We start from the raw sequence: 23,875 nt of genomic DNA, 5'->3' as shown, positions 1-23,875 counted from the left end.
GGCCGGGTTCCCCGCCGGTTCCGGAGACGTCGAACCGGCGGGGGAATCGGCCTTGCGGGGTTCGGCTCAGAGCAGGCCGAGGGCGAACTTGCCGATGTAGTCGCGCGCGGCGTCGCTGTTCGGCGGGTGGAACGCACCGGCGCGGACGTCGCGGTACAGCCGTTCGAGCTCACTGCGCCGGTGGATGGACCCGGCGCCGGCGATCTCGAGTGCCAGATCGGTGGCCGCCCGCGCGGCCCGGGTCCCGTTCTCCTTCGCCGCGAACAGTTTCAGCAGCGCCCGGTCGCCGAGGTCGCGGCCGGAGGCCAGGGCGGCGGTGAGATCGTCGAGTTGACCCGTCGCGCCCTCGAGAATCAGCTCGGCCTCCGCGACGTGGTACTGCACGAAGGGATTCGTCGCGACCGCCGCACCACCGAGGCTGAGCGCGGTGCGCGTCGACGCGGCATCGATCGCCACGTCCAGTGCCCGCCGCCCCACTCCGAGGTAGATGTTGCCGAGCGCGGGCAGCACCCAGGGGAAGATGCCCTGCACGTACGGCCCGGGCACACCGCCGACGGGATGCACGTCGACGACGTGCCGCTCGTCGACGAACGCGTCGTCGAAGAGGGTGTCGTGGCTGGCGGTCGCCCGCACCCCGAGGGTGTCCCAGGTCTCCACCGTGCGCACACCCGCCGCGGTCCGCGGCACGAACGCGTGGACGATCACCGGCGCGTCCGGGTCGGTGTCGTCGCGGAAGTGCACGCCGAGCCAGTCCCACGCGGGGGAGAGCGACGTGAAGATCTTGTGTCCGGTGATCCGGTAGCCGCCGTCCACCCGGACACCGCGGGTCGTGGAGTCGTCGATCGCCACGTCGTTCCCGGGCTCGCCGTGTCCCGCGGCGATCACCTTGCCCGCCGCGACCTCGTCGAGAAGCCAGTCCACCGACGTGTCCCCGGCCGCGGAGCGGTCCGCGGCCGGACCGGTCCAGTACAGGTGCATGTTGACGCCGAGGGCCGTCGCCGGCGCCCAGTACGCCAGCCGGCGCTGCTCGTGGTTGACCTCGTCGACGCTCAGCCCCAGCCCGCCGCGCTCGACCGGCACCGCCGAACGCAGGTAGCCGGCCTCCCGCAGATCGTCGAGATCCTCTGCGAAGAAACGGTTCTCGCGGTCGTAGTCGGCGGCCCGTGCGTGCAGGCGAGCCAACAGGTCGTCGCTCAGCACGCGGCGCCGGCCCGCGGCGTCGGTGGTGAGCTGCAGGTCAACGGTCTCCGTCATGGTGCCCTCCGTGGTCGGCGAAGATCTGCCGGTCGGGAAGCACCCCGAGCGCGAGCGTGATCCTGTTGGTCGCGTTGATGATCGAGACGATCTGCACCGCCTCGAAGATGTCCTCGTCGGACAGGTCGACCTCCCGCAGGGCCTCGATCCGGTCGTCCGAGACCTCGCCGGGCGTCCGGGTCAGGACCAGTGCCAGATCCGCGAGCAGATGCTCCCGCTCCGAAAGTTCCTCTACCTCACGGTGATCGAGCGCCACACGATGCGCGAGCCAGTGGTCGTCCAGCACCTTGCCCAACCCGTCGACGTGGAGGGTGTGGCAGTACGCGCAGCCGTTGTCGACGGACACGATGGTCGCGAGGATCTCGCGCTCACGCAGCGTGAGCCGGCCGGGAGCATCGGCGGAGCCCTCGAGAAGCGGGAAGAGGTAGCGGTTCAGACGCTGGAAGTGATCTTGCCCCAACGAGAATGCGGACAGCCAGTTCGGGATGTGACCTTCACGGCGTTCGGTGGCCTCGAAGAACCGGGCCACCTCCGGCGTCCGCTCGGCGGGTGTGGGGACGCGCAACCGGGAGATGCGCAGGTCGGTGGGTGCGGACATTCGTGTGCTCCTCAGCCGAAGAACTGGTCGTCGGGGGTGACCTGCAGGAAGATGGTGAACCGGTTGGCCGCGGCGAACGACGACACCACGTGCACGGCCTCGAAGATCTCCTCGTCGGACAGTCCGAGTGCACGCAACCCCTCGATGTCGGCGTCCGTCACCTCGTTCGGGTGCAGGGACAGCTTGCTCGCGAATTCCGAGAGCACCCGCTGACGCTGGGTGAGTTCGCGGACCTCGCGGTAGTCGAGGGCGATCCGGGTGCCGAGGCGCCGGTCTCCGAGGGCCTCGCCGAGGCTGCCGGCGTGGTTGAGACGGCAGTAGCTGCAACCGTTCTCGCCCGACGCGACGGTCGCGAGCAGCTCACGGTCCGCGTAGGTGAGCAGACCGGAGTTCCGGTCGAGCAGGGGCAGCAGGTAGTCGACGAACCGTTCGGTGTGCGCGCCACCGATTGCGAGGGCCCGGAGCCAGTTGGGGGTGTATCCGAGCTGGCGGGTCAGATCCGCGATCTGCTTCTGCAAACCGGTGGGAAGTTCTTCGACCTCGGGGACACGAAGCCGCGAGATCGACTGCGCGGCTGCAGGCTTGGTCAGGGTGGCTTCGGACATGGTGGGCCTTCCGTCGACGACGAGTCGTGGGTACCTCGCAGACGGTAGGTCGCGTCCGGCCACCGACCCAGGGTATGAATCACACTGATTCTGGGATGTGAGTTCGCTGTGAACCGATGCCGGCCCGATCAGAAGGTGCTGGTCAGCAGCACCTGATCCGTTGCCACCGAGCGGATGTCGACGCGGTCGATCCACAGCATCGGCACACTGGTGGTCGCGGACGGCGTCACCGTCTCGCCCGCCGCGGCACTCCAGGTGGCCAGGCGGGTGGTGGCGCCGGTGTGGTCGGTGAGGACCATCTCGAACTCGGACCGCTCGGTGCCGTACCCGCCGCCGGGCGGAGCCGAGTAGCGGCAGACGACGTCGATGCGGGTACCCCACTCCTGCGGGATCACCGAGACGTCCGCGGTGATCGGGCTCGGCACGACCGGCTCCATCGCCTGCGCCGTCACCGGCGCGGACGGACCCTGCGGAGCGTTCGCCGACGGCCCACTCGGCTGGATGGGCAACACCGAGACCACGACCACCCCGGCCGCCACCACGAGGGCGGCGACGACCGCGACCCCGAGCGCGCGGCCCCAGCGACGACGTGGCCGCGTCCGGGCGATCAGTCGCGGCAGCAGGTCGGGCGGCGGGTCACCGACGGCCCCGTCCCGCAACGCGACGACCACGGCGGACGGATCCTTCGCGCTGTCCAGTTCCAGGGCCTGGTGCGCGGGGACCCGACCGAGCAGTGCGGGCAGGCCGGCAACCTCCGCCACCGCCATCGCGCAGGTGTCGCAGGAGGCCAGGTGCCGCTCGTAGGCCCGGCGGTCGTCGGCGTCCAGGCTACCGAGCACGTGTGCGGCATCCCACCGTTCGTAGGTGTCGCGGTCGGTGGTCACGGCGTCACCCCCATTTCCTGCAGGGCCAGCCGCAGCGACCGCAGCGCGTAGTGCAGGCGCGACTTCACGGTGCCGTCGGGGATGTCCAGGTCGTCGGCGATCTGCCGGGTGGACATCCCGCGGTAGTACGCGCGCAGCAGGACCGCACGGTGGTCGGCGCTGAGTTGGGCGAGGGCGTCGGTGATCAGCCAGGAATCGAGGGCCGCGTCGGTGTCGTCCGGACTCGGCCGCTCCGGTGGCCGGTCCGTCCCGAACTCCCGTTTCGCGTGCGCGCTGCGGTGTTCGTCGACCACCAGATTGCGGGCGACGGTGAACAGCCACGCCCGCGACGACCGCTCGGACTGGTCGAGGATGTGCGGCCGCTGCCAGGCCCGGATCAGCGTTTCCTGGACGACGTCCTCTGCCTGTACCCGGTCCCCGGTCAGCCGCATCGCGTAGCGCCACAGGGCGGCAGCGTGTTCCCCGTACAGTACGCGCATCAACTCCGCCTGGTCCTGCGGCATTCGCCACCTCCCGCCCACCACGGTATCGCCGGGCGGCTCGGTTCAGCAGGCGTTCGCGCGGGCCCAGTTCAGTTGCGCGCGACGTCGATGGGATGGGTGGCGAGCATCGCCAGCGGCAGCGGCTGACGGCGCAGCACCTGCGCCCACAGGTCGACCCGTGGCGGGCCGAGGACGTCGGAGGGCAACGCCGAGACCACCATCCAGTCGTCGCGCTGCAGTTCGCCGTCGAGCTGCCCCATCGTCCAGCCGGAGTAGCCGGCGAACACGCGCACCCCCTCGACGTGCGGGCCGACCGTGTCGGGGTCGCTGTCGAGGTCGACCATGACGACGCGGCCGTGGACACGGCGCAGCCCGCTCACGCCGTCGATGCTCGCGCCGGTGCGCAGCGTCGCCAGGCACAGCGCGGAGTCGAGCTTGACCGGTCCGCCGATGTGCAGTGCCTGCGGCCGAGCGCACAGCGGCGCCCACTGCGGCAGGACGGCGTGGACGGCCGTGTCGCTGGCCCGGTTGAGGACGACGCCGAGACTGCCCGCGTCGTTGTGTTCGATCATGTAGACGACGGTCCGCCGGAACGTGGGCTCGGTGAGATCGGTCGCGGCGACCAGCAGACTGCCCGGACGCACCGCCGGTTCCGTCGAGGCCGTCCGGTCGTCGGGTTCGTCTGCGGGATCCACCGCACAATCATTGCACCGTGACCGCGAGCACGTGACCACGCTAGAGACCCACGGTGTCGACGAGCACCGCGACGTGGTGCTCGAACAGCGCCCGCGGGTCGGTGAACGTGTCCGGCCCGTACTGCCCGAACACCTCGAATCCGACGGCCCCGAACAGTGCCGCCCAGCCGAACACGCCGCGGGCGAGCGCCTCGTCCGGCAGCGTGAGATCGAGCTCGCTGCGAATCCGCTGCGCATCCGTCCGGAACCGATCGGCGATCGGAAACTGGTGCACCTCACGCAGTTTCCCGGCTCGGTACGCCTCGTCGATGATCCCGGCGAGGGCTGTGATCACCCTGGTGCCGGGTCCGGTGGTCCGTTCCGCGGGGGCGCGGTAGCCGGGCACCGGGCTGCCGAAGAGGAGTGCGTAGCTCGCCGGTTCACGCAGCGCCCAGTCCCGGACGGCGTGACCGAGTGCCCGCATCTTCGCCGCCGGGTCGTCCGACGCGGCCGCGAGCGCGGCGTCCACCGCGTCGCCGAGCTCGGTGTAGCACTCGACGACGAGGAGCGTCAGGAGCTCGTCCCGGTTGGCCACGTAGCGGTAGACGGCGGACGACACGACGCCGAGGTCGCGGGCGACGGCGCGCAGCGACAGTGCGGCGGCGCCGTCGCGGGCGAGGTGGTCGCGGCCGATCCGCGTGATGTCGGCGAGGGTGCGTTCGCGGGCGCGTTGCCGTGGGGTTCCGGTCACGGTGTCAGCCTGACGCCGGGCGCGAGCACTGTCAACTTTCGAGAGCAGTGCTCTTGACACGGGCCCGGGGGTGGTTCATCCTCGAAAAGAGAGCAGCGCTCTCGAATCGACGAGAGCCCCCGACCAGAGGAGAACCCCATGTACCACGTCGTCACCGGTGCCGGTCCCGTCGGCTGGACCGTTGCCACCCGGCTCGCCGACCGCGGCGGCCGCGTCCTGCTGCTCACCCGCTCCGGCTCCGGACCCGACCACCCCGCGATCGAACGCCGCCGCGTCGACGTCTCGGTGCCCGGCGCACTCGACGACGCACTGGACGGCGCGGCGTCGGTGTTCCACTGCACCCACGGCTCCGCGTACTCGGCCGCGGCCTGGCGACGCGAACTGCCCGGCACCGAGGCCGCCGTGCTCGCCGCCGCGGGCCGCGCCGGCGCCGTCGTGGTGTTCCCGGAGAGCCTGTACGCGTACGGGCCCGTCGACGGCCCCATCACCGAGTCGACCCCGCGCACCGCCACCATCGGCAAGCCCGGGGTCCGGGCCGAGCTCCTCCGGGCCCGCGAACGATCCGCGACCCCGACGGTCAGCGTCGCCGCGTCCGACTTCTTCGGTCCGCGCGTGCTGACGGCGCACGGTGGGGAGCGGATGGTCTCGGCGGTCCTGGCCGGCCGCACGGTCCGCGTGATGGGTTCGCCCGACGTCCCGCACTCGTTCACCTACGTTCCCGACCTCGCCGCCGCGATGATCGCCGCGGCCGACGACCGCGCGCTGTGGAACACCGTGCTGCACGCCCCGACCGGACCGGCGGTGACGCAGCGGCAGATGGTGCAGGCCGTCGCCGACGCCGCCGGCATCGCGGACCCCGGGATCGGGGTGCTGCCGGGGTGGGCGCTGCGGACTCTCGGCCGGGTGCACGGGCCGACGCGGGAGCTCGCGGAGATGCTGTACCAGTTCGAGCGTCCGTTCGTGATGGACTCGACCCACAGCGAACGGCAGCTGGGCCTGACGCCGACCCCGCTGCCCGAGGCGATGGCCACGACCGTCGCGTGGTGGCGGAAGCGGCTGGCCACGCCGGTCGCGGTAGGGTCCGGCGGTGGGCAGAACTGACGAGACTCAGGACGCAGGAGGCGCCCACCGGCGGCTGCTGCACGCGATCCGGGCGACGCCCGGCCTGGGCCGGCTCGTCACCGTTCGCTTCGCCAGCCAGTTCGGCGACGGCATGTTCCAGGCGGCCCTCGGCGGCGCGATCCTGTTCAACCCCGAGCGGCACACCGACCCGCTCGCCATCGCCGCCGGGTTCGCAGTACTGCTGCTGCCGTACTCGGTGATCGGCCCGTTCGCCGGCGCCCTCCTCGACCGCTGGGACCGGCGCGCCGTCCTGAAGTGGGCAAACCTGTTGCGGGGCACCTTCATTCTGGCGACCTCGGTCTGCCTGCTGGTCGGTGCACCGAACACTCCGATTCTGCTTCTCGCTCTCGCGTCCGTCGGGGTCAGCCGCTTCGTCCTCGCGGGGGTGTCCGCCTCCCTGCCCCATGTGGTCCGCCAATCCTGGCTGGTGTCAACCAATTCCGTTCTCGCTACGGTCGGGTCCGGCGTCTCGGCGGCGGGCGCGGGCGCGGCGGTCACGGTGATCGGGATCCTCGGCAGCAGTGACCGCAGCTCGGGTGTCGCGGTCGCGGTCGCGGCACTCGGGTCTCTCGTCGGCGCCGTCGCGGCGGCCGGATTCGCGGCGCAACGCCTCGGACCCGGCACCCGAACGGCCACCGCCGGGACGGGAGCAGACACGGTGCGGGCGGTCGCCGCCGGCCTGCGAGTCGGGGCCACTGCGGTGTGGCAGGCCCCCGGGGTGACCACGGCGATGATCGGCATCGGCGCACACCGAGTCGTGTTCGGCATCGACACCCTGATCATGGTGCTGTTGCTGCGCGCCCCCACCTCGGACGACGCCATGCCCGCCGGGCTCGCCGGCTTCGGGGTCGCGGTCGGCGCCACCGCCGCAGGCATGCTGCTCGCCGCGGTGGCCACCCCGCTGCTGATCCCGCGCATCGGCCGCACCCGCACCGTGGTTCTCGGTCTGACAACGGCTTTCGTCGTCCAGGTGACGTTCATCGCGACCCTGACGCAGGGCGCCCTGCTGATCGGGGCGTTCCTGCTCGGCGTCGCCGGCCAGACGGTCAAGCTCACCGGCGACGCGGCGATGCAGATCGACATCGACGACGCCCGGCGCGGTCAGGTGTTCGCGCTCCAGGACACCGTCTTCAACATCGCGTTCCTCGCCGCCCTCGCCGTGGCCGCGACCGTCGTCGCTCCCGACGGCGACACCCCGGGCCTGGTGTTCGCCGGCGCCGCGGTGTACGCGCTGGGACTCGTCGCCGTCGGCGCCAACTCCCGTCGACAGTCCTGAACACCGGGGCACATTTCCGCGGCTCGTCCCACATTGCGGGGCAGAAGGCTATTCCATCCGGGGAGAATTGGCGTTAACTTGTTATCGCCAAATGCGGTATCCGATCCTGAGCGGACCGATCTTCTGGCCGCTCCGAGCACTGTGAGGTTCGATGACATTCGGGGGACATCAATCTCGACGGAAGTTTCTGCAACACGCGGCGACGGGGGTTGTGGCCGCGGGCGCGCTCACCGCACTCGGCCCCGGACGGGCCGGAGCGGCGGGGGCACGCACCGCACCGTCACCGTCCGGCAAACGGGTCGCCGTCTTCGGCGCCGGGCCGGCGGGCCTGACCGTCGCCCACGAACTGGCCGAACGCGGCTTCGGGGTCACGGTGTACGAGGCACTCGACGCGTTCGGCGGCAAGACGCGCAGCATCTACGCACCCGATTCCGGGGCGGTACCACTTCCCGGCGAGCACGGATTCCGGAGCTTCTTCGGCTTTTATCACAACCTTCCGGACACGCTGAGACGAATCCCCTTCCCCGGTAACAGGAACGGAGTGTGGGACAACCTCGTCCGGCTCAACGCCGCGATGATCGCCGGGCAGGACCGCGCCAACCTGACCATCCCGCTCCCGCTTCCACTGCCCTTCTCGCAGCCACCGATGTCGGTCCAGCAGTTCATCGACTCCTGCGTTGCTGTCTTCCAGACCCTCTTCCGGCTGCCACCCCACGAGGCGCTGTTCGCGGCGGAACGGCTCGTCGTGTACGTCACCAGCTGCGACGAACGCAAGCTCGGCCAGTGGGAGTACATGACGTGGACCGACTTCGCGAAGCTGGAGAACTCGTCACCCGAGTACAACCGCTTCCTCGGCGACGGCTTCATCAAGTCGCTGGTCGCTACGAAGTCCGCGAACTGCAGCGCCCACTCCATCGGGCTGGTCGGCGAGGAGTACGTCTGGTCCTTGCTCGGGATCAACAACGACAACGACGACCGCGGCAACGATCGGGTACTCAACGGGCCCACCAGCGAGGCGTGGATCGATCCGTGGATCGCGCACCTGCGGTCCCTCGGTGTCGAGTTCCACACCGGGGCCCGGCTGTCGTCGCTCACCCTCGACGGCACCGGTATCCGGTCCGCGACCGTCACCCTGAGTTCCGGTGCACCGCAGACCGTCGAGGCCGACCACTTCGTCTCCGCGATCCCGCTGGAGAAGTTCGGCGCGATCCTGTCCGACGACATCCTCGCCGCCGACCCCACCCTGGCCGGCGTCCACCGACTGCAGAACGCCTGGATGGTCGGACTGCAGTTCTTCCTGAAGGAACGCGCCGACATCGTCAACGGGCACATCTCGTACGTCGACTCGCCGTGGTCGCTGACCTCGATCAGCGAGGCACAGGTATGGAAACGGCCCCTCACCACGTACGGCGACGGGACCGTCGAGGACGTGCTGTCCGCAATCGTCTCGGAATTCGACGTACCGGGCACCCTCAACGGGAAGACCGCGCGCCAGTCCACCCTCGAGGAGATCGCTCGGGAGTCCTGGGCGCAGATCAAGGCCCACGTCCACGGCAAGGGCGGTGTGCGGCTCACCGACGACATGCTCCACTCGTGGATGATCGACCCGGCTCTGACCGGCGCCGGTACCCCGCAGGTCGCCTACAACGACCCGATCTTCATCCAGAACCCCGGATCCTGGTACGACCGGCCCGACGCGACGACCGCGATCGACAACCTGTTCCTCGCCGGCGACTGGATCAAGACGCAGATGAACGTCTCGTCGATGGAGAGCGCCAACGAGGGTGGACGGCTCGCGGCGAACGCCGTCCTGCACGCCTCCGGTTCGGCCCACGCCCCGGCCGAGATCAGCCCGCGGTTCCGACAGCTGCTGTGGGAACCGTTCAAGGCCGCGGACGTCGCGCTGTACCGGGCCGGGCAACCCAACGCCTTCGACATCGTCGACCGGCGGTATCCGCCGACCGCGAACCCGCCCGGCAGCAGTGAGGGCGGCAGCAGCGGCCTGTTCACCGGCAGCAGTCAGGGCAGCGTGGCGGGCAGCAGCCTGATCACCGGCAGCACCGGCTCGTAGGGGCACACGCTCCGGGTCACCACAGGCGGACGGGGCGCCACGGCGTCCCGTCCGCGTCAGTGCTCGACCACCGACTCCGCGTCGCGATCGACCACCGAGTCCGCGCGGCGATCCACCCGTCCGTCGCCGTCCGAGTCGACCAGCCGCAGATCCATCGTCCCGTCGTCGTCCGAGTCGACGAACAGTTCCGCGGCGGCGCCGCGGGACACGACGACGGCGTTGGGCACACCGTCGCCGTCCGTGTCCACCGCCGTGTCGTCCGTGGAACCGTCATCGGTGAAGTCCACCGGCGCCCACCGACCCGAGTCCGATTCGGCAGCAACGGTTTCGAGAGCGGACACGTGCCCGGCGACCGATGCGGGACCCGTCTGCGCGTCCGGGTACGGCACCTCCACCGCCCAGGTCCCGTGACCGTCGGGATCGGTGAAGTACCGCACCGTGTCCGCCCCCACGTCGAGGACCGACACATCCGCACGGCCGTCGCCGTCGCGGTCCCACAGCGCGTCGTCACGCCACCCGTCGCCGTCGAAGTCGAGGGCGACGGCGTCGACACCACCCGCACCGCCCAGGTCGAGGTCCGGCGGCGACTCCCAGATCTGCACCTCGCCGACGCCCGTCCCGAATCCGTACTCCACCAGGTCCATACGTGTAGGACGCCGCGAGTCGGTGCCCGGTTCCGACGGATCGACAGGTGACGCGCGGTCAGCCGATCTGCTCGAACAGGGACACGATGATCCCTTCGGGCCCACGCACGTAGGCCATCCGCACGCTGTTCTCGTACTCGCCGATGCCGCCGACGAGCCCGTATCCGTCTGCGGCCACCGCGTCTACGGCCGCCCGGAGGTCGCCGACCTCGAAGGACACGTTGCGCAACCCGAGCTCGTTGGCCATCGCCGTCGGCGATCCGGGCACGTGGTCGGGCGTGACGAAGCTCGAGAGCTCGATCCGGGACCCGCCGCCGGGCGGCCGCAGCATGACGATCTCGCAGTGCGCGCCGGGGATTCCGCAGACCGTCTCGACGAACTCGCCCTGCACGGATCCGGTGCCCTCCACCTCGAGACCCAGTCCGACGAAGAACGCCGTCACCGAGTCGAGGTCCGCGACGGTGATCCCGACGTGGTCGAACCGTTGTACGTGTGCCATGGGGCCCATCCTTCACGGTGTCCTGCCGATTCCGTGCCCGGACGGGGCCCACGATCCCGAACGTGTTCGTGCAGTCGGAAGGCTCGGACAGCCCGCCCGACCCGTCCACCGAACGCACGACGTGACGAGAAGGCCGGTTGTCCCGCTGTTAGATTGACCGGACGGTCGGTCCGATCCGACCGGGGACCACGAGGGGACTCGATGTACCGCCGTATCGCAGTGTCGCTGGGCGCTCTTGCCGTCACCGTGTCCGGGTCGATCGTGGCCGCACCGCCCGCGAGCGCGGCGCCGGGCGCACCGATCAATGCATGCGGCGAAACCGGATTCGACCCGTCGGCCGTCGCCGATGCCGGGGGCTCCCCGCTGCCCGGCAACATCGACATCCGGTATCCGTGGCCGCAGCTCGTCACCGTGCCCGTGCCCGACCCGCCACAGGACCGGACGCGGGTTGCGCAGGATCCGCTGCCCGCCGACCCCTGCGCCGACCCGTGCCCCGACCTGACCGACCCGGCGCCCGAGAGTCCCGACGGCTCCGGGTCGTCCGGGTCGGCCGGCGGCTCCGGGTCTTCGGGGTCGTCGTCCTCGGGGTCGTCGTCCTCGGGATCCTCGTTCGGGTCCACCGGATCCGACGACTCGTCGGTCCCGCGGTTCTCGATCGCGCCCGACATCGAGCCCATCCCGATCCCCGTTCCCGGCCCGGCGCAACCACTTCCGCCCGCGCCGGCTCCCGAGGCACCCCCGGTCGAGCCGGCACCCGTGACGGCCGCACCACCCGCCGCGACCGTCGGCGCGACGACGCTGGTCGCCCAGCTGACCGGACCGGGGTCGATCAACCGGACCGACAAGCGCTGGCAGGTCGACGGAACCGACCTCGGGATCACGTGGGAGTCCAAGCCCGGTGAGGTGTCGATCGTGTTCGGCGACACCTTCGGCGCCGACTGGGCGCCGCCCGGCGCCAACGGCGACGACTGGCGGTCCAACGTCCTCGGGCACAGCACCGACACCGACCTGTCGGACGGGCTCACCATCGACTCGATGGTGCAGGACAGCCGATGCCACGCCGCCGAGATCCTCGGCAGCCGCAAGATCAAGAACTGGGAGACCACCACCATCCCGACCTCGGGCTTCGCGATCGGCGAGCGGCAGTACCTGAGCTACATGTCGGTCCGGCGCTGGAGCATCGTCCCCGGCATGTGGTACACGAACTACGGCGGCATCGCCTACTCGGACGACGACGGGTCGACGTGGACCAAGGACCCGTACGCCCGGTGGGAGAACATCTTCGGCCTCAACAACTTCCAGGTCGCCGGCATGGTCCCCGCGGGCGATCACGTGTACCTGTTCGGCACACCCAACGGCCGCCTCGGCAGCGTCGCCGTCGCCAGGACGCCGAAGGACCAGCTGCTCAACAAGACCGCCTACCAGTACTGGGTGGACGGGCAGTGGACGCCGGTGGGGGAGTCGCGGCCGACGCCGATCGTGCGCGACACCGCCGCCGAACTGTCGGTGCGCTACGACGAATCCCGTGGCCTGTGGCAGATGAGCTACCTCGACACCGTCGCCGGCGCCGTCGTCCTGCGGCAGGCCACGAGCCCGCAGGGCACCTGGACCGCCGGCGTCCCGCTCGTGCGCTCCGCCGACTACCCGAAGATGTACGGCGGCTTCATCCACCCGTGGTCCACCGCGGACGACCTCTACTTCACGATGTCGGAGTGGGACAGCTACAACGTCTATCTCGTGCGGGCCGAACTCGGCGGCTGAGCGGCGGTCAGTGCGGCTGCGACGCCCACCACGCCAGCAACTCGGCCTCCGCCTCGTCGCGGGAGAGGGGACCGCGGTCGAGGCGCAGTTCCTTGAGGAACGTCCACGCCCGCCCCACGTCCGGTCCCGGCTTGAGACCGAGCAGCGCCATGATCGAGTTGCCGTCGAGATCCGGGCGTACCCGCGCCAGGTCCTCCTGCTCCGCGATCCGCACGATGCGGCTCTCGAGATCGTCGTAGGTGGCCTGCAGACGTGATGCCCGGCGCTTGTTGCGGGTGGTGCAGTCCGCGCGGACCAGCTTGTGCAGCCTCGGCAGCATCTCACCGGCGTCGGTGACGTAACGGCGCACCGCCGAGTCCGTCCACTGCCCGTCGCCGTACCCGTGGAAACGCAGGTGCAGGAACACCAGGTGCGAGACGTCCTCGACCATCTGCTTCGAGTACTTCAACGCCCGCATCCGCTTGCGCACCAGCTTCGCGCCGACCACCTCGTGGTGGTGGAAGCTGACGCCGCCGCCCGGCTCGTTGCGCTTGGTGCCCGGCTTGCCGATGTCGTGCAGGATCGCCGCCCAACGCAACACCAGGTCGGGGTCGCCGTCCTCGAGGTCGATCGCCTGCTGCAGCACCGTCAGCGAATGCTGGTAGACGTCCTTGTGCTGGTGGTGCTCGTCGATCTCCAACCGCATCGCCGGGATCTCCGGGATCACCCGCTCCGCCAGGCCGGTCTCGCACATCACGTCGATGCCCTCGACGGGGTACTCGCCGAGGATCAGCTTGTCGAGCTCGGCGCGGACCCGCTCGGCGGTGATGCGGTCGATCTGGTCGGCCATCGCCACAATCGCGTCGTGCACCCGCGGCGCCGGGGAGAACCCGAGCTGGGAGACGAACCGCGCGGCCCGCAGCATCCGCAGCGGATCGTCGTTGAACGAGATCTCCGGGGCGGCCGGGGTGTCGAGGACACCGGCGAGCAGTGCGTCCATCCCGCCGAGCGGGTCGACGAACTCCTGCTCGCCCCCGGCGCCGATCCGGACGGCCATCGCGTTGACCGTGAAGTCGCGGCGCACCAGATCCTCGTCCAGGCTGGTCCCGTACCGGACCTCCGGATTGCGCGTCACCCCGTCGTAGGCGTCGGTGCGGAACGTGGTGATCTCGATCTGCTGGTCGTCCTTCGCGGCGCTGATCGTCCCGAACGCGATGCCGGTGTCCCACTGGTTGTCGGCCCAACCCTTCAACAGGGCCTGAACCTGCTCGGGGCGGGCATCGGTGGTGAAGTCCAGATCGGTTCCCAGGCGGCCGAGAACCGCATCCCGCACGCTGCCTCCGACGAGGTACAGCTCGTGACCGGCGGCGGCGAACCGCTCCCCGAGCGGGGTCAGCACGTCCGCGAGACCACGCAGGGTCACGGAGGCGGCCGCCAGCAGCCGGGAACGACGTTCGACGTCGGGAGTTGGGGAAACCACGACTGTGCAGCTTACCGATGCCGTGCCACCCGCCGAGCCGGGAGCGGCGCCGCGACGATCCCCCGGACCGCCGCCGGTGTGGGACGCGTCGGTGACCCTGTGGAGACAACTAGTATCGATTGGGTGTCTCCTGCCGAACGCGCCAATCGCAGTCGCCGCAACCCGCGGCGTCGCGGCGCGCACGGTGACCGCACCAACCCGCGGATGCGCACGGTCCGCGAAACGTCCGCGGGCGGCCTCGTCGTCGACGGTCTCGACGGCCCCGTGGAGAAGCAGTCCGCCGCACTGATCGGACGCACCGACCGCCGCGGGCGGCTGTTGTGGTCGCTGCCGAAGGGGCACATCGAGCAGGGCGAGACCGCGGAGGAGACCGCGATCCGCGAGGTCGCCGAGGAGACCGGCATCCGGGGCACGGTCCTCGCGTCCCTCGGCAGCATCGACTACTGGTTCGTCACCGAGGGCCGGCGCGTCCACAAGACCGTGCACCACTACCTGCTGCGCTTCCAGGGTGGGGAGCTGTCCGACGAGGACGTCGAGGTCACCGAGGTCGCGTGGGTGCCCCTGTCCGAACTCGAATCGCGGCTCGCCTACGCCGACGAGCGCCGGCTCGCGGAGGTCGCCGGGGAGCTGATCGCCCGCCTGTCCGAGGGCGGGAACCTCGACGAGCACACCGGAAGCCACCCCGCCGATCCGGACCGTCCCCTCGGCGACAGGACCCGAGAGAACGGATGAGGAAGGCCCTGCGTCGCCTCGCCGCGACGACCCTGACCGCACTGGCCGTGGCCGCACCGCTCGCACACACCGCGTCCGTCGCCGCCGCCCAGACCACCACCCCGGCGCCCGGTGGCTCGCCGCAGCAGTTCGTCGCGCTGTCCGTCGACACGGTGTCGCCGAGCACCGTCACCACGTCGAGCTCCCCGGACGTGACGGTCACCGGTCACCTCACCAACATCGGGGACCGGCCGGTCGAGGACCTCCAGGTCCGGTTGCAGCGGGCTCCGGCCGTCGACACCACCGACCGGCTGCGGACCGTACTGCAGGCCAGCCAGGACGAGTTCGACATCGTCGGCGAGTTCACCGAGGTCGACGACCGGCTCGACGTCGGGCAGTCCACGTCCTTCTCCCTGTCGCTGCCGCTGCGCTCGACGGACGACCTGTCGCTGCACATCGACGAGCCCGGGGTGTACCCGCTGCTGGTGAACGTCAACGGCACACCCGAGTACGGGGGCACCGCCCGACTCGACGACGCACGCTTTCTGCTGCCCGTCCTCGGACTGCCCCGCGACCCGAGCGCGAGCGATCCCACCGACGTCGATGCCGCTCCGGTTCCCCCGTCCACGACCGATCCGGTGGCGGTGACCCTGCTCTGGCCGCTCGCGGACCGGCCCCGGCTCGCCGCGGGACTCCCCGGATCGACCGACGAGCCGGTCCGCCTCGTCGACGACGACCTCGCGACCTCCCTCGCGCCGGGCGGTCGACTCGAACAGCTCGTCGCCGCCGCCGAGTTCGCCACCTCCGCAGACCTGGACCGCGACCGCCGCCTGTCCGACAGCGTGTGCCTGGCCGTCGACCCGGACCTGCTCATCACCGTCGCGAACATGACCCGCGACTATCTCGTCGTCGACAACCCCGCCGACCCGACGGGACCCGCGCGCGCGGGCACCGGCCAGGGCGCTGCGGTCGACTGGCTCGACCGGCTCCGTCAACTCGCGTCCCGGCTCTGCGTCACTGCCGTCCCGTTCGCGCAGACCGATCTGACCGCGCTGGCCCGCCTCGCCGACCCGACACTGACGATCCGCGCACTCGAGCGGCCCGCCGACATCGTCGACGCGATCCTCGGCGTGACCTCGCTGCGCGGGCTGACCTGGCCGGATTCCGGAGTGCTCGACCCCCCCGCCGCGACGACGCTGCCCGGGCTCGGGCCGGTGACCCTGCTCGCCGCGAACGCGGTCACCGAACCGACCACGCAGGCGAAGGTGCCACTCGCGGGTGGCAACAACGGCGGGCCGCTGGACGCCGCGCTGTTCGACGTGTCCGCCGCGACCGCTCTCGCCGCGGTCGGGTCGTCGCCGCAGACCCCGACGTTCACCCCCGAGTCGGCCCGCTACGACCTCGCCGACGACTCCCGCACCGCGCGCCTGCAGGACGCTCTCGGCGCGCTGACCTGGACGTCGTTGACGAGCCGCAGCGCGGCCGAACGCCTGACCGACGCCAGTCCACGTCCGCTGACGCTGGTGCCGCCGCAACAGTGGTCGGCCGACGGCGAGGAGGCGCGGGCTGTGCTGTCCACGGTCGCGACGCTGCTGCGGTCGGGGCTGGCGACGCCACGCACGCTGCCCGAGCTGGTCGAGCGGGCCGCGACACCACCCGCGGCCGACCTCGAGCTTCCCGACCAGGCGGACCCGGACGGCGCTCCGGCCGCGGTCGTCGAGGGGGCCGCGGCGCAGGCGCCGGAGATCGACGCATTGACCGAGACGCTCGTGTACGACCCGCAGTCCTCGCTGACGCCGGATCGGTTCACCGCCCCGCTCGAGGAGGACCTGCTGCGGGCGCTGAGCACATCGGGGCGCCGCGAAGGCGATCCGAACCGTGCGACCGCCGCCGCCGAACAGCGCGTCACCCAGGTCGGCGCGGCACTCGACCGGGTCTACGACTCGGTGACGGTCCTGGCACCGGGCGGCGCGTACACCCTCGCCTCCGAGCAGAGCCCCCTGCTCTTCGTCGCGCGGAACGACCTGCCGATCGGGATCACCGTCCGACTGCGACTGTCGGCGCCGCCGGGCATGACGATCACCGACATCGGCGATCAGCCGCTGCCCGCCCGGGGCAGCCGCGCCCTCCAGGTCCCCGCGCAGGTCACCGAGACCGGCAAGATGGTCGTCGACGTCGCGTTGACCACCACGAACGGCCGCGAACTCGGGGAGTCGACGTCGGTGTCCGTTCGGTCCAATTCGTACGGCAAGGTGCTGGCGCTGATCACCGCCGGTGCGGGCGCACTACTGTTGTTGCTTGCTGGACGCCGGCTCTGGCACCGGTTCCGGGGTCAGCCGGATCCGGCGGACGAAGGGTACGAAGGCCGATGACGGGCAGCACGCGACGACCACCGGGCAACGACCCGGAGCTGGCGCAGCCGTTGGTCGGCACCGACCCCGCGAGCGGGCCGCGCCCCGACCGCCCGCAGCACCGGCAGTCGCCCGCGGCGCCGTGGGAACGACCGGCCGCGGCACCCGGACCCGTGCCGCCTCGACCACAGCAGCCGCCGCAGCGTCCGTATCCGCCGCAGCCGCATCCCCGGCAGACTCCGGTGTACCCGCCGCAGCCGTACCCACGGCAGGCACCCGCGTACCCGCCGCAGCCCCAGGAACCTCGGTACCTGCCGCCGCAGCCGGACCCGCGGGTCGCGGCACGGCAGTCCGCACCGACAGCGGCACTGCAGTCGGCGCGGACACCGGCGACACCGACGCAGGGGCGTCAGGCACCCCCGCCGGCACCCGAGCACGACGACGAGCCCTCGTACGAGCCCGACAACTCGAACCGCAGGCTGATCGCGTCGACCGGCTCGATCGCGATCGCCACGCTCGTCAGCCGGATCACCGGGTTCCTCAAGCAGGTGCTCCTGCTGACGTCGCTCGGCGCCGCCGCGGCCAGCTCGTTCACCGTCGCCAGCACGATGCCGAACATGATCTCCGAGCTGGTGCTCGGTGCGGTCCTGACCGCGATCGTCGTGCCGGTCCTGGTGCGGGCGGAGAAGGAGGACGACGACCACGGGGCCGCCTTCGTCCGGCGGCTGTTCACCCTGTCCGTCGCGACGCTGGGCACCGTGTCGGTCGCCGCCGTCCTGGCGGCGCCACTGCTGACCAGACTGTTCCTCCCGCAGGACGGCAAGGTCGACGACCAGCTCGCGACCAACTTCGCGTACCTGCTGCTGCCGGCGATCCTGTTCTACGGGCTCTCCGCGCTGCTGACGGCCGTGCTCAACACCCGCCAGGTGTTCCGGCCCGGGGCGTGGGCGCCGGTGCTGAACAACCTGACCGTGCTGGTGGTGCTCGGTCTGTACTGGCTGCTGCCCGGCGGCGACCAGGTCACCACGACGCGACTGTTCGTCCTCGGTGTCGGATTCACCCTCGGTGTCGTGGTGCAGGTCGTCACGCTGCTGCCCGCCATCCGACGGCAGGGCATCAGCCTCAAACCGCTGTGGGGGATCGACAATCGCCTCAGGACGTTCGCGGGCATGGGCGTCGCGATCGTGCTGTACGTCCTGATCAGTCAGATCGGCCTGATGATCGGCACCCGCATCGCCGCGAACGTGGACTCCGCGGGTCCGGTCATCTACCAGCAGGCGTGGCTGCTGCTGCAGTTGCCGTACGGCATTCTCGGCGTCACCGTCCTCACCGCGATCATGCCGCGACTGAGCCGCAACGCGGCCGACGAGAACACGCCCGCCGTCGTCGACGATCTGTCCGTGGCAACCCGGTTGACGATGGTCTCGCTGGTCCCGGTCGTCGGGTTCCTCACCTTCGCCGGACCGCAGGTCGGCCAGGCCCTGTTCGGCTACGGCAACTTCGGAGCCGCCGACGCCGAACGCCTCGGCCACGCCGTGAGCTGGTCGGCGTTCACGTTGATCCCGTACGCCCTCGTCCTGATCCACCTGCGGGTGTTCTACGCCCGCGAGCAGGCATGGACCCCGACCTGGATCATCCTCGGCATCACCGGGGTGAAGGTCGGGCTGTCGATGCTCGCGCCGGTAGTGGCATCGGACGATCAGCAGGTCGTCAGCCTGCTCGGTGTCGCCAACGGCCTCGGGTTCACCGCCGGGGCGGTGATCGGCGGGGTGCTGCTGCACCGCAGCCTCGGCTCGCTGCGGATGGTGAACGTCGGCAAGACCGCCGTCCTGGTGGTCGTGGCCTCCGTCGCGGGCGGCATCGCGATGCTGACGATCGAGCGGCTCCTCGGCCTCGACGAACTCGGTGACCGGTTCGGTGGCCCCGGCGCTTTCGTACAGGTCGGGATCTGCGCCGTGATCATGCTCGGCGTGACGTTCACCCTGCTGAGAATCGCCGGGATCCCCGAGGTCGTGGCGGGCACGGTGGCCGTTTCCCGACTGGCGAGGCGGGTACTGGGGCGGGCACCGAAGCAGCGCGTCGCCGCCCCCGCGGACACGGTGTCGATCTACGAGGCCGAGACCGAACTGCTCCCGGTGATCGGACGTGTTCCGGTGGAACGCGGCGACGGCGGACAACTCCCGTACCCTGGTCCCCGGCGTGCCGGGGCGCCGATCTCGGACGATTCCAACGAGCTGCACGAAGGAGCGAGGGTGAGCGACGAAGACGTTGCCGGCGGCCAGGCCGGCAATTCCACGGTGGAGGCCTCGGCACCGGCCCCGCGCGCACCCGAATCCTCTTCCTCCCACCCGGCAGAGCGCGCACCCCAGTCGAGGCCCGGAGACAGGGACGACGCGAAGCGCGCCGCCGACCGCCCGGTCCGCCGGGAACGGGACCTCACCGTCGACACCGGTGTCATTCCGATCGGCTCGCCCCAGTTGCCGCCGCTGCGTGTCGGTGAGGGCAACGGTGGCGCGCCGCGCCGCGCACCGCGCGGCCCGAAGCTGATCGCGGGCGCGTCCGTTGCGGGTGGCCGCTACCGGCTGCTCGCTCCGCACGGCGGTGCGCGTGGCCTGAAGTTCTGGCAGGCCCACGACACGAAGCTGGACCGCGAGGTCGCGCTGACGTTTGTCGACGCCGAGCAGCGCGCCGGCGCCGACAGCTCCGCCACCGAGGGCCCGCAGGCGGTGCTGTCCCGAACGCTGCGGCTGGGCCGCATCAACTCGCCGGGTCTCGCCCGCGTCCTCGACGTCGTGCGTGGCAGCTCCGGCGGCATCGTCGTCGCCGAGTGGACACCCGGCCGATCCCTGCGCGAGATGGCGGACACGAATCCGTCGCCGGTCGGTGCGGCGCGTGCGATTCGCGCGCTCGCGTCCGCGGCGGAGGCCGCGCACCGCGGCGGAGGCGCACTGTCGATCGACCACCCGGACCGCGTCCGGATCTCCGCCGACGGCGACGCCGTCCTCGCGTTCCCCGCAACCCTCGCCGACGCCGACGCGTCGTCCGACGTCCGCGGGCTCGGCGCGATGCTGTACGCGCTGATCACCGCGCGCTGGCCGCTCGGCGAACCCGCACCGGCACCCGAATCGGGGTCGGCGCCGCCGGCACCCGACGACCGTCCGGTGAACTCCGTCGGCGGCATGAAGCTCGCCGACCGGACCTCCGACGGCGCCCCGATCGAACCGCGAGTCGTGCGTCCCGAGGTTCCGTTCGAGATCTCCGCGGTCGCGGTCCGCGCGCTCGAGCAGGGTGGCGGCATCCGTACCGCCGCGACGGTGCAGCACATCCTCGACCAGGCGTCGGTCGTCGACCAGAAGACCGACATGATGCCTGCCCTGCGTCTCGGGCAGCGCCCGGCCGGCGTGGGCGGTCCCGGCCTGCCCGACGAGGCCGATCCCGAGTCCCAGCGAGCACGCAGCAACCGGATGCTGATCGCCCTGACCACACTCGGGGTGCTGACGGTGATCGTGCTCGCCCTGGCCGGCTGGTGGCTGGCGAACCTGTTCGCGGGCAGCAATTCCGATCAACCGCTGACCGAGCAGAACATCGGCCTGACCACCGCCGCATCGGAGCCGGCGTCGGCGTCGGCCACCGCGCCCGCGGTGGCCCCGACTCCGGTGACCCCCGCCGGCGCGACCGTGTTCTCACCGCAGGGGTCCGCGGACAATCCGACGACGGCCCGCCTCGCCGTGGACGGTGACCCGAAGACCGAGTGGAGCACCGACGCCTACTTCGAGCAGTTCCCGAGCTTCAAGAACGGCGTCGGTCTGCTCGTGACGCTGACCGATCCCGCCCGGCTGTCCGAGGTGTCGATCACCTCGCCGAGCCCGGGCACCGTCGTGGAGATCCGCAGCGCGCCGAGTGATCGCCCCACGCTCGACCAGACCCAGGTCATCGGACGGGCCACCCTCGTCGACGGTGTGACCGACATTCCGGTGACCGCGGACGGCAGCACCAGCCGGGTGCTGGTGTGGATCACCAAGCTCGGTACGGACAGCGGCCAGAACCAGACTTCGATCGCGGAAGTCGGTTTCACCGCGGGATAGGGCGCGTCTGCCAATCCCTCGGCCGCCCCGCGGCCAACGGCTCGCCCGAATGACTCGAGACCCCCCGGTCGGTTAGCATCGCGCGTGCGAATCTACAGGGGGATCGCCGGAGCGGGGTTGACGGATGCCCAGCTACTGGCAGCGCATGCGGCTGGGGACCCGCATGCATTTGCAGAACTGCTCGGCAGACATCAGGACCATCTGTGGCAGACGGCTCGCCGCACCAGCTACACGGCCGAGGACGCGGCGGACGCACTGCAGGAGGCGCTGCTGTCCGCGCACCGCACCGCCGGGTCGTTCCGCGAGGACGCGGCCGTGCGGAGTTGGCTGCACCGGATCGTGGTCAACGCGTGCCTCGACCGGATCCGGCGCAACAAGGCCCGGCCGACCGTGCCGTTGAGCGACGACGATCCCGAGCCCGCGCACAGCAGGGACGTGATAGCGGACCGGGAGACCGTCCTGGCGATCGAGGATGCGCTCGCGATGCTGCCTCCGGAGCAGCGCGCAGCGGTGGTGATCGTCGACCTCGAGGGGCATTCGGTGGCGGAGGCCGCCGCACTGCTCGGCGTTCCGGCGGGGACGGTCAAGAGCCGGTGTTCCCGGGCTCGCGTGAAACTGGCGCAGCAGCTCGAGTACATGAAGCCGGAACGGAACCAAACCCGGGCGCCCGGGGTCTAATCCGTGTGAAGCATGTTGTGTGTGAGGATTGAATCGAGATCGATCGCAGCCGGGAGGTGTCATGGTCGCCGAGGGTGACGCGCTTCGCCCCCCGTTCACTCCCGAACTACTGGCCGATCTGCACGGCGACGTGCTTTCCCCCGAGCAGGCGAGCCGCCTGTGGGAGGCAGCCTCTGCCGATCCCGCCGCGCGCGACACCCTCGCCGCGCTGGACCGGGTCCGCGCCGAGCTCGGCGCGCTGCGCGCGGATCAGTCCACTCCGCCACCGATTCCGCCCGACGTGCTCGCGAGGATCCGCGGCGCACTGGAGTCCGAGCCTCCACGGGTGGCCGAGTCGGGTGCATCGGTCAGCGAGTTGCCGGCCCGGCGGCGCAACCCGGTTCGGGTCGCCGCCGCGGTCGCTGCCGCCTTCGTGGTCTTCGCGATCGCCGGTGTCACCCTGCTGCGGCCGAGCGCCGAGGAGCCGCACCGGTCCGCGGACGCCCCGACCGGTGCGGTGCTCGCCGATCCGGCGACGGTCCAGTTGGGTGACGACCTGGGCGCCGCCGCGGCACTGACCGTGCTCGGCAACACCGACCTCGGTAGCCTCTCGGATCCTGCCCGGTTGTCGGAATGCCTGCGCGCCAACGGAATCGACGCGGACACCCAGCTGCTCGGATCGGGACCCGTTCAACTCCGCGGGATTGCGGGCACCCTTCTGCTGACGGCCGGACCGCAGGCCCCGAAGATCACCGCTCTGGTGGTCGGATCCACCTGCAGCACAAACGATCCCGCAACCCTGGCTCGCGCCGACATCGGCTGAACCCGGCCCTCACGCCGAGGTGTCGGCCACCGGCAGCAGGATCGACAGGATCGCGGCACGCACCTCGTCGGTGTCCTCCGACGGCGCGATCAGCGACAGGAACATCGCGGCTCCGGCGCCGAGGGCGAGCAGTGCCCGCGCGGTGTCCGGGTCACCGGGGCCGCCACCGGTCGACGCGGGCCCCGGCAACAGCTCCACGGCCGGTCCGGCGAAGGTCCGCCACAGCGTCGTCCGCAGCTCGTCGTGGTCGCGGAGCGTGGCCAGCAGTCCCGGGACGGCCGCCCTGACCTCGGGTTGCCGGAACAGTTCCGAGCTGCCGGTGACCACCCACCGGATCCAGCCCTCCCGGTCGGCGCCCTCGAACGGGGCGAGGTCGGGGGTCACTCCGAGCACTGCGTCGAGCACCAACTGCCCCTTCGAGTCCCATCGGCGTCCGATGGCGGCCCGGCTCACACCGGCGCGGGCCGCGACGGCGCGGATGCTGAGCTGGTCGAATCCGACCTCGAGCAGCAGTTCGCGGGTGGCAGCCAGCACGTCGGCGTCGATGCGGGGGTTCCGGGGCCGACCCCCCGATCCGGTGGAGTTCATCGCCCGCATTGTCGACCATCGGCCCCGCGGGGGCCACCTCCTCGGCGCCCGCCGAAGTGATGTTCGTCGCCGGTCGGCGTCGCTGCGGGAACATCACCCCCTACTCTGGTGTTGAGCGAGACAACGTCCACCACCTCCCGGAAGGCCCGCATGACTACTCCGACCTCGGTCCACGAACTGATCATCATCGGCTCCGGACCCGCCGGATACACCGCCGCGGTCTACGCCTCCCGCGCCGAACTGAAGCCGCTGCTGTTCGAGGGCACCCAGTTCGGTGGCGCCCTGATGACCACCACCGAGGTGGAGAACTTCCCCGGTTTCCGGGCGGGCATCATGGGCCCGGACCTGATGGACGAGATGCGTGAGCAGGCCAAGCGGTTCGGCGCCGACATCCGCACCGAGGACGTCGACGAGGTCGAGCTGACGGGGACGGTCAAGAAGGTCGTCGCGAACGGCGAGACCTACTACGCCCACGCCGTCATCCTCGCGATGGGTGCCGCCGCCCGCTACCTCGGCGTTCCCGGTGAGGAGACGCTGCTGGGCCGCGGCGTCAGCGCCTGCGCGACCTGCGACGGCTTCT

General features: G+C 71.0%; 21 protein-coding genes. 10 read left to right on the top strand and 11 right to left on the bottom strand.

What is annotated here, in order from left to right:
* Nucleotides 1–66 precede the first annotated feature (66 nt).
* The 7 genes from ACFYVR_RS15760 to ACFYVR_RS15730 all read right to left on the bottom strand — a co-directional run bounded on the left by ACFYVR_RS15760 (nt 67) and on the right by ACFYVR_RS15730 (nt 5,248).
* Nucleotides 67–1,254 carry an acyl-CoA dehydrogenase family protein gene (locus ACFYVR_RS15760; RefSeq protein WP_387474652.1) on the bottom strand — a complete coding sequence of 396 codons (1,188 nt, stop codon included), beginning with the start codon at nt 1,252–1,254 and terminating at the stop codon, nt 67–69.
* Nucleotides 1,238–1,852, bottom strand: coding sequence for a peroxidase-related enzyme (locus ACFYVR_RS15755; protein ID WP_387474650.1), 615 nt, complete (start codon nt 1,850–1,852; stop codon nt 1,238–1,240). Before ACFYVR_RS15755 ends, ACFYVR_RS15760 begins: the two co-directional genes overlap by 17 nt.
* An 11-nt stretch (nt 1,853–1,863) precedes the next feature.
* Complete coding sequence (locus tag ACFYVR_RS15750; RefSeq protein ID WP_387474648.1) at nt 1,864–2,457, bottom strand: peroxidase-related enzyme; 594 nt, start codon at nt 2,455–2,457, stop codon at nt 1,864–1,866.
* A gap of 128 nt (nt 2,458–2,585) precedes the next feature.
* The gene (locus tag ACFYVR_RS15745) at nt 2,586–3,341 is read right to left on the bottom strand and encodes an anti-sigma factor family protein (RefSeq protein WP_387474646.1); all 756 of its coding nucleotides are present in this window, start codon (nt 3,339–3,341) and stop codon (nt 2,586–2,588) included.
* The gene (locus ACFYVR_RS15740; protein ID WP_387474644.1) at nt 3,338–3,844 is read right to left on the bottom strand and encodes a sigma-70 family RNA polymerase sigma factor; all 507 of its coding nucleotides are present in this window, start codon (nt 3,842–3,844) and stop codon (nt 3,338–3,340) included. Before ACFYVR_RS15740 ends, ACFYVR_RS15745 begins: the two co-directional genes overlap by 4 nt.
* A 68-nt stretch (nt 3,845–3,912) precedes the next feature.
* A complete protein-coding gene (locus ACFYVR_RS15735; RefSeq protein WP_387474642.1) occupies nt 3,913–4,518 on the bottom strand; it encodes a YqgE/AlgH family protein in 606 nt (201 codons plus the stop codon).
* 40 nt (nt 4,519–4,558) lie between these two features.
* Nucleotides 4,559–5,248 (bottom strand): TetR/AcrR family transcriptional regulator, encoded by a 690-nt coding sequence (locus tag ACFYVR_RS15730; protein WP_387474640.1) that lies wholly within the window; start codon nt 5,246–5,248, stop codon nt 4,559–4,561.
* A 138-nt stretch (nt 5,249–5,386) separates the two neighbouring features.
* Here ACFYVR_RS15730 and ACFYVR_RS15725 point away from each other — a divergent pair, with 138 nt between their 5' ends.
* From ACFYVR_RS15725 to ACFYVR_RS15715, 3 genes are all read left to right on the top strand, one after another.
* Nucleotides 5,387–6,349 carry an NAD-dependent epimerase/dehydratase family protein gene (locus ACFYVR_RS15725; protein WP_387474639.1) on the top strand — a complete coding sequence of 321 codons (963 nt, stop codon included), beginning with the start codon at nt 5,387–5,389 and terminating at the stop codon, nt 6,347–6,349.
* The gene (locus ACFYVR_RS15720) at nt 6,336–7,646 is read left to right on the top strand and encodes a hypothetical protein (RefSeq protein WP_387474637.1); all 1,311 of its coding nucleotides are present in this window, start codon (nt 6,336–6,338) and stop codon (nt 7,644–7,646) included. Before ACFYVR_RS15725 ends, ACFYVR_RS15720 begins: the two co-directional genes overlap by 14 nt.
* Before the next feature lie 151 nt (nt 7,647–7,797).
* A complete protein-coding gene (locus ACFYVR_RS15715; RefSeq protein ID WP_387474635.1) occupies nt 7,798–9,717 on the top strand; it encodes an FAD-dependent oxidoreductase in 1,920 nt (639 codons plus the stop codon).
* Between the two features lie 56 nt (nt 9,718–9,773).
* On the opposite strand, the gene ACFYVR_RS15710 is transcribed toward ACFYVR_RS15715, so the two are convergent.
* Both ACFYVR_RS15710 and ACFYVR_RS15705 read right to left on the bottom strand, forming a co-directional pair.
* Nucleotides 9,774–10,361, bottom strand: coding sequence for a hypothetical protein (locus ACFYVR_RS15710; protein ID WP_387474632.1), 588 nt, complete (start codon nt 10,359–10,361; stop codon nt 9,774–9,776).
* Between the two features lie 58 nt (nt 10,362–10,419).
* Nucleotides 10,420–10,860, bottom strand: coding sequence for a VOC family protein (locus ACFYVR_RS15705; RefSeq protein ID WP_387474630.1), 441 nt, complete (start codon nt 10,858–10,860; stop codon nt 10,420–10,422).
* 201 nt (nt 10,861–11,061) lie between these two features.
* On the opposite strand from ACFYVR_RS15705, the gene ACFYVR_RS15700 reads away from it, so the two are divergent.
* Nucleotides 11,062–12,621, top strand: a complete 1,560-nt coding sequence (locus tag ACFYVR_RS15700) for a DUF4185 domain-containing protein (RefSeq protein WP_387474628.1) — start codon at nt 11,062–11,064, stop codon at nt 12,619–12,621.
* 7 nt (nt 12,622–12,628) lie between these two features.
* Here the strand turns inward: ACFYVR_RS15700 and ACFYVR_RS15695 are convergent, their stop codons facing one another.
* Nucleotides 12,629–14,080: a CCA tRNA nucleotidyltransferase gene (locus tag ACFYVR_RS15695; RefSeq protein WP_387474626.1), complete on the bottom strand. Its 1,452-nt coding sequence runs from the start codon at nt 14,078–14,080 to the stop codon at nt 12,629–12,631.
* A gap of 57 nt (nt 14,081–14,137) precedes the next feature.
* On the opposite strand from ACFYVR_RS15695, the gene ACFYVR_RS15690 reads away from it, so the two are divergent.
* The 5 genes from ACFYVR_RS15690 (at nt 14,138) to ACFYVR_RS15670 (ending at nt 22,707) form a co-directional block, all read left to right on the top strand.
* Nucleotides 14,138–14,812, top strand: a complete 675-nt coding sequence (locus ACFYVR_RS15690) for an NUDIX hydrolase (protein WP_387474998.1) — start codon at nt 14,138–14,140, stop codon at nt 14,810–14,812.
* Nucleotides 14,809–17,163, top strand: a complete 2,355-nt coding sequence (locus tag ACFYVR_RS15685) for a DUF6049 family protein (RefSeq protein ID WP_387474624.1) — start codon at nt 14,809–14,811, stop codon at nt 17,161–17,163. Before ACFYVR_RS15690 ends, ACFYVR_RS15685 begins: the two co-directional genes overlap by 4 nt.
* On the top strand, nt 17,160–21,227 hold the full coding sequence (murJ, locus tag ACFYVR_RS15680; protein WP_387474622.1) for a murein biosynthesis integral membrane protein MurJ: 4,068 nt from the start codon (nt 17,160–17,162) through the stop codon (nt 21,225–21,227). Before ACFYVR_RS15685 ends, murJ begins: the two co-directional genes overlap by 4 nt.
* Before the next feature lie 84 nt (nt 21,228–21,311).
* Nucleotides 21,312–21,905 (top strand): RNA polymerase sigma factor SigM, encoded by a 594-nt coding sequence (sigM, locus tag ACFYVR_RS15675; RefSeq protein ID WP_387474620.1) that lies wholly within the window; start codon nt 21,312–21,314, stop codon nt 21,903–21,905.
* Nucleotides 21,906–21,966: 61 nt separating this feature from the next.
* Nucleotides 21,967–22,707, top strand: coding sequence for a hypothetical protein (locus ACFYVR_RS15670; RefSeq protein WP_387474618.1), 741 nt, complete (start codon nt 21,967–21,969; stop codon nt 22,705–22,707).
* A gap of 9 nt (nt 22,708–22,716) precedes the next feature.
* On the opposite strand, the gene ACFYVR_RS15665 is transcribed toward ACFYVR_RS15670, so the two are convergent.
* Nucleotides 22,717–23,295 (bottom strand): helix-turn-helix domain-containing protein, encoded by a 579-nt coding sequence (locus ACFYVR_RS15665; RefSeq protein ID WP_387474616.1) that lies wholly within the window; start codon nt 23,293–23,295, stop codon nt 22,717–22,719.
* A 150-nt stretch (nt 23,296–23,445) separates the two neighbouring features.
* Here ACFYVR_RS15665 and ACFYVR_RS15660 point away from each other — a divergent pair.
* On the top strand, nt 23,446–23,875 hold a 430-nt coding region (locus tag ACFYVR_RS15660; protein WP_387474614.1), incomplete at its 3' end, for an NAD(P)/FAD-dependent oxidoreductase.

The organism is Rhodococcus sp. NPDC003318, from assembly GCF_042879035.1.
Classification (GTDB): Bacteria; Actinomycetota; Actinomycetes; order Mycobacteriales; family Mycobacteriaceae; genus Rhodococcus_G.
Note: the sequence above shows the minus strand (reverse complement) of the source record. Positions and strands in the feature narration are given on the sequence as shown.

Excerpts from the sequence above, each read along its gene's own strand:
- ACFYVR_RS15760 (WP_387474652.1), bottom strand. The coding sequence starts at position 1,254 with ATGACGGAGACCGTTGACCTGCAGCTCACCACCGACGCCGCGGGCCGG.
- ACFYVR_RS15755 (WP_387474650.1), bottom strand. The coding sequence starts at position 1,852 with ATGTCCGCACCCACCGACCTGCGCATCTCCCGGTTGCGCGTCCCCACA.
- ACFYVR_RS15750 (WP_387474648.1), bottom strand. The coding sequence starts at position 2,457 with ATGTCCGAAGCCACCCTGACCAAGCCTGCAGCCGCGCAGTCGATCTCG.
- ACFYVR_RS15740 (WP_387474644.1), bottom strand. The coding sequence starts at position 3,844 with ATGCCGCAGGACCAGGCGGAGTTGATGCGCGTACTGTACGGGGAACAC.
- ACFYVR_RS15725 (WP_387474639.1), top strand. The coding sequence starts at position 5,387 with ATGTACCACGTCGTCACCGGTGCCGGTCCCGTCGGCTGGACCGTTGCC.
- ACFYVR_RS15715 (WP_387474635.1), top strand. The coding sequence starts at position 7,798 with ATGACATTCGGGGGACATCAATCTCGACGGAAGTTTCTGCAACACGCG.
- ACFYVR_RS15710 (WP_387474632.1), bottom strand. The coding sequence starts at position 10,361 with ATGGACCTGGTGGAGTACGGATTCGGGACGGGCGTCGGCGAGGTGCAG.
- ACFYVR_RS15705 (WP_387474630.1), bottom strand. The coding sequence starts at position 10,860 with ATGGCACACGTACAACGGTTCGACCACGTCGGGATCACCGTCGCGGAC.
- ACFYVR_RS15700 (WP_387474628.1), top strand. The coding sequence starts at position 11,062 with ATGTACCGCCGTATCGCAGTGTCGCTGGGCGCTCTTGCCGTCACCGTG.
- ACFYVR_RS15685 (WP_387474624.1), top strand. The coding sequence starts at position 14,809 with ATGAGGAAGGCCCTGCGTCGCCTCGCCGCGACGACCCTGACCGCACTG.
- murJ (WP_387474622.1), top strand. The coding sequence starts at position 17,160 with ATGACGGGCAGCACGCGACGACCACCGGGCAACGACCCGGAGCTGGCG.
- ACFYVR_RS15670 (WP_387474618.1), top strand. The coding sequence starts at position 21,967 with ATGGTCGCCGAGGGTGACGCGCTTCGCCCCCCGTTCACTCCCGAACTA.
- ACFYVR_RS15665 (WP_387474616.1), bottom strand. The coding sequence starts at position 23,295 with ATGAACTCCACCGGATCGGGGGGTCGGCCCCGGAACCCCCGCATCGAC.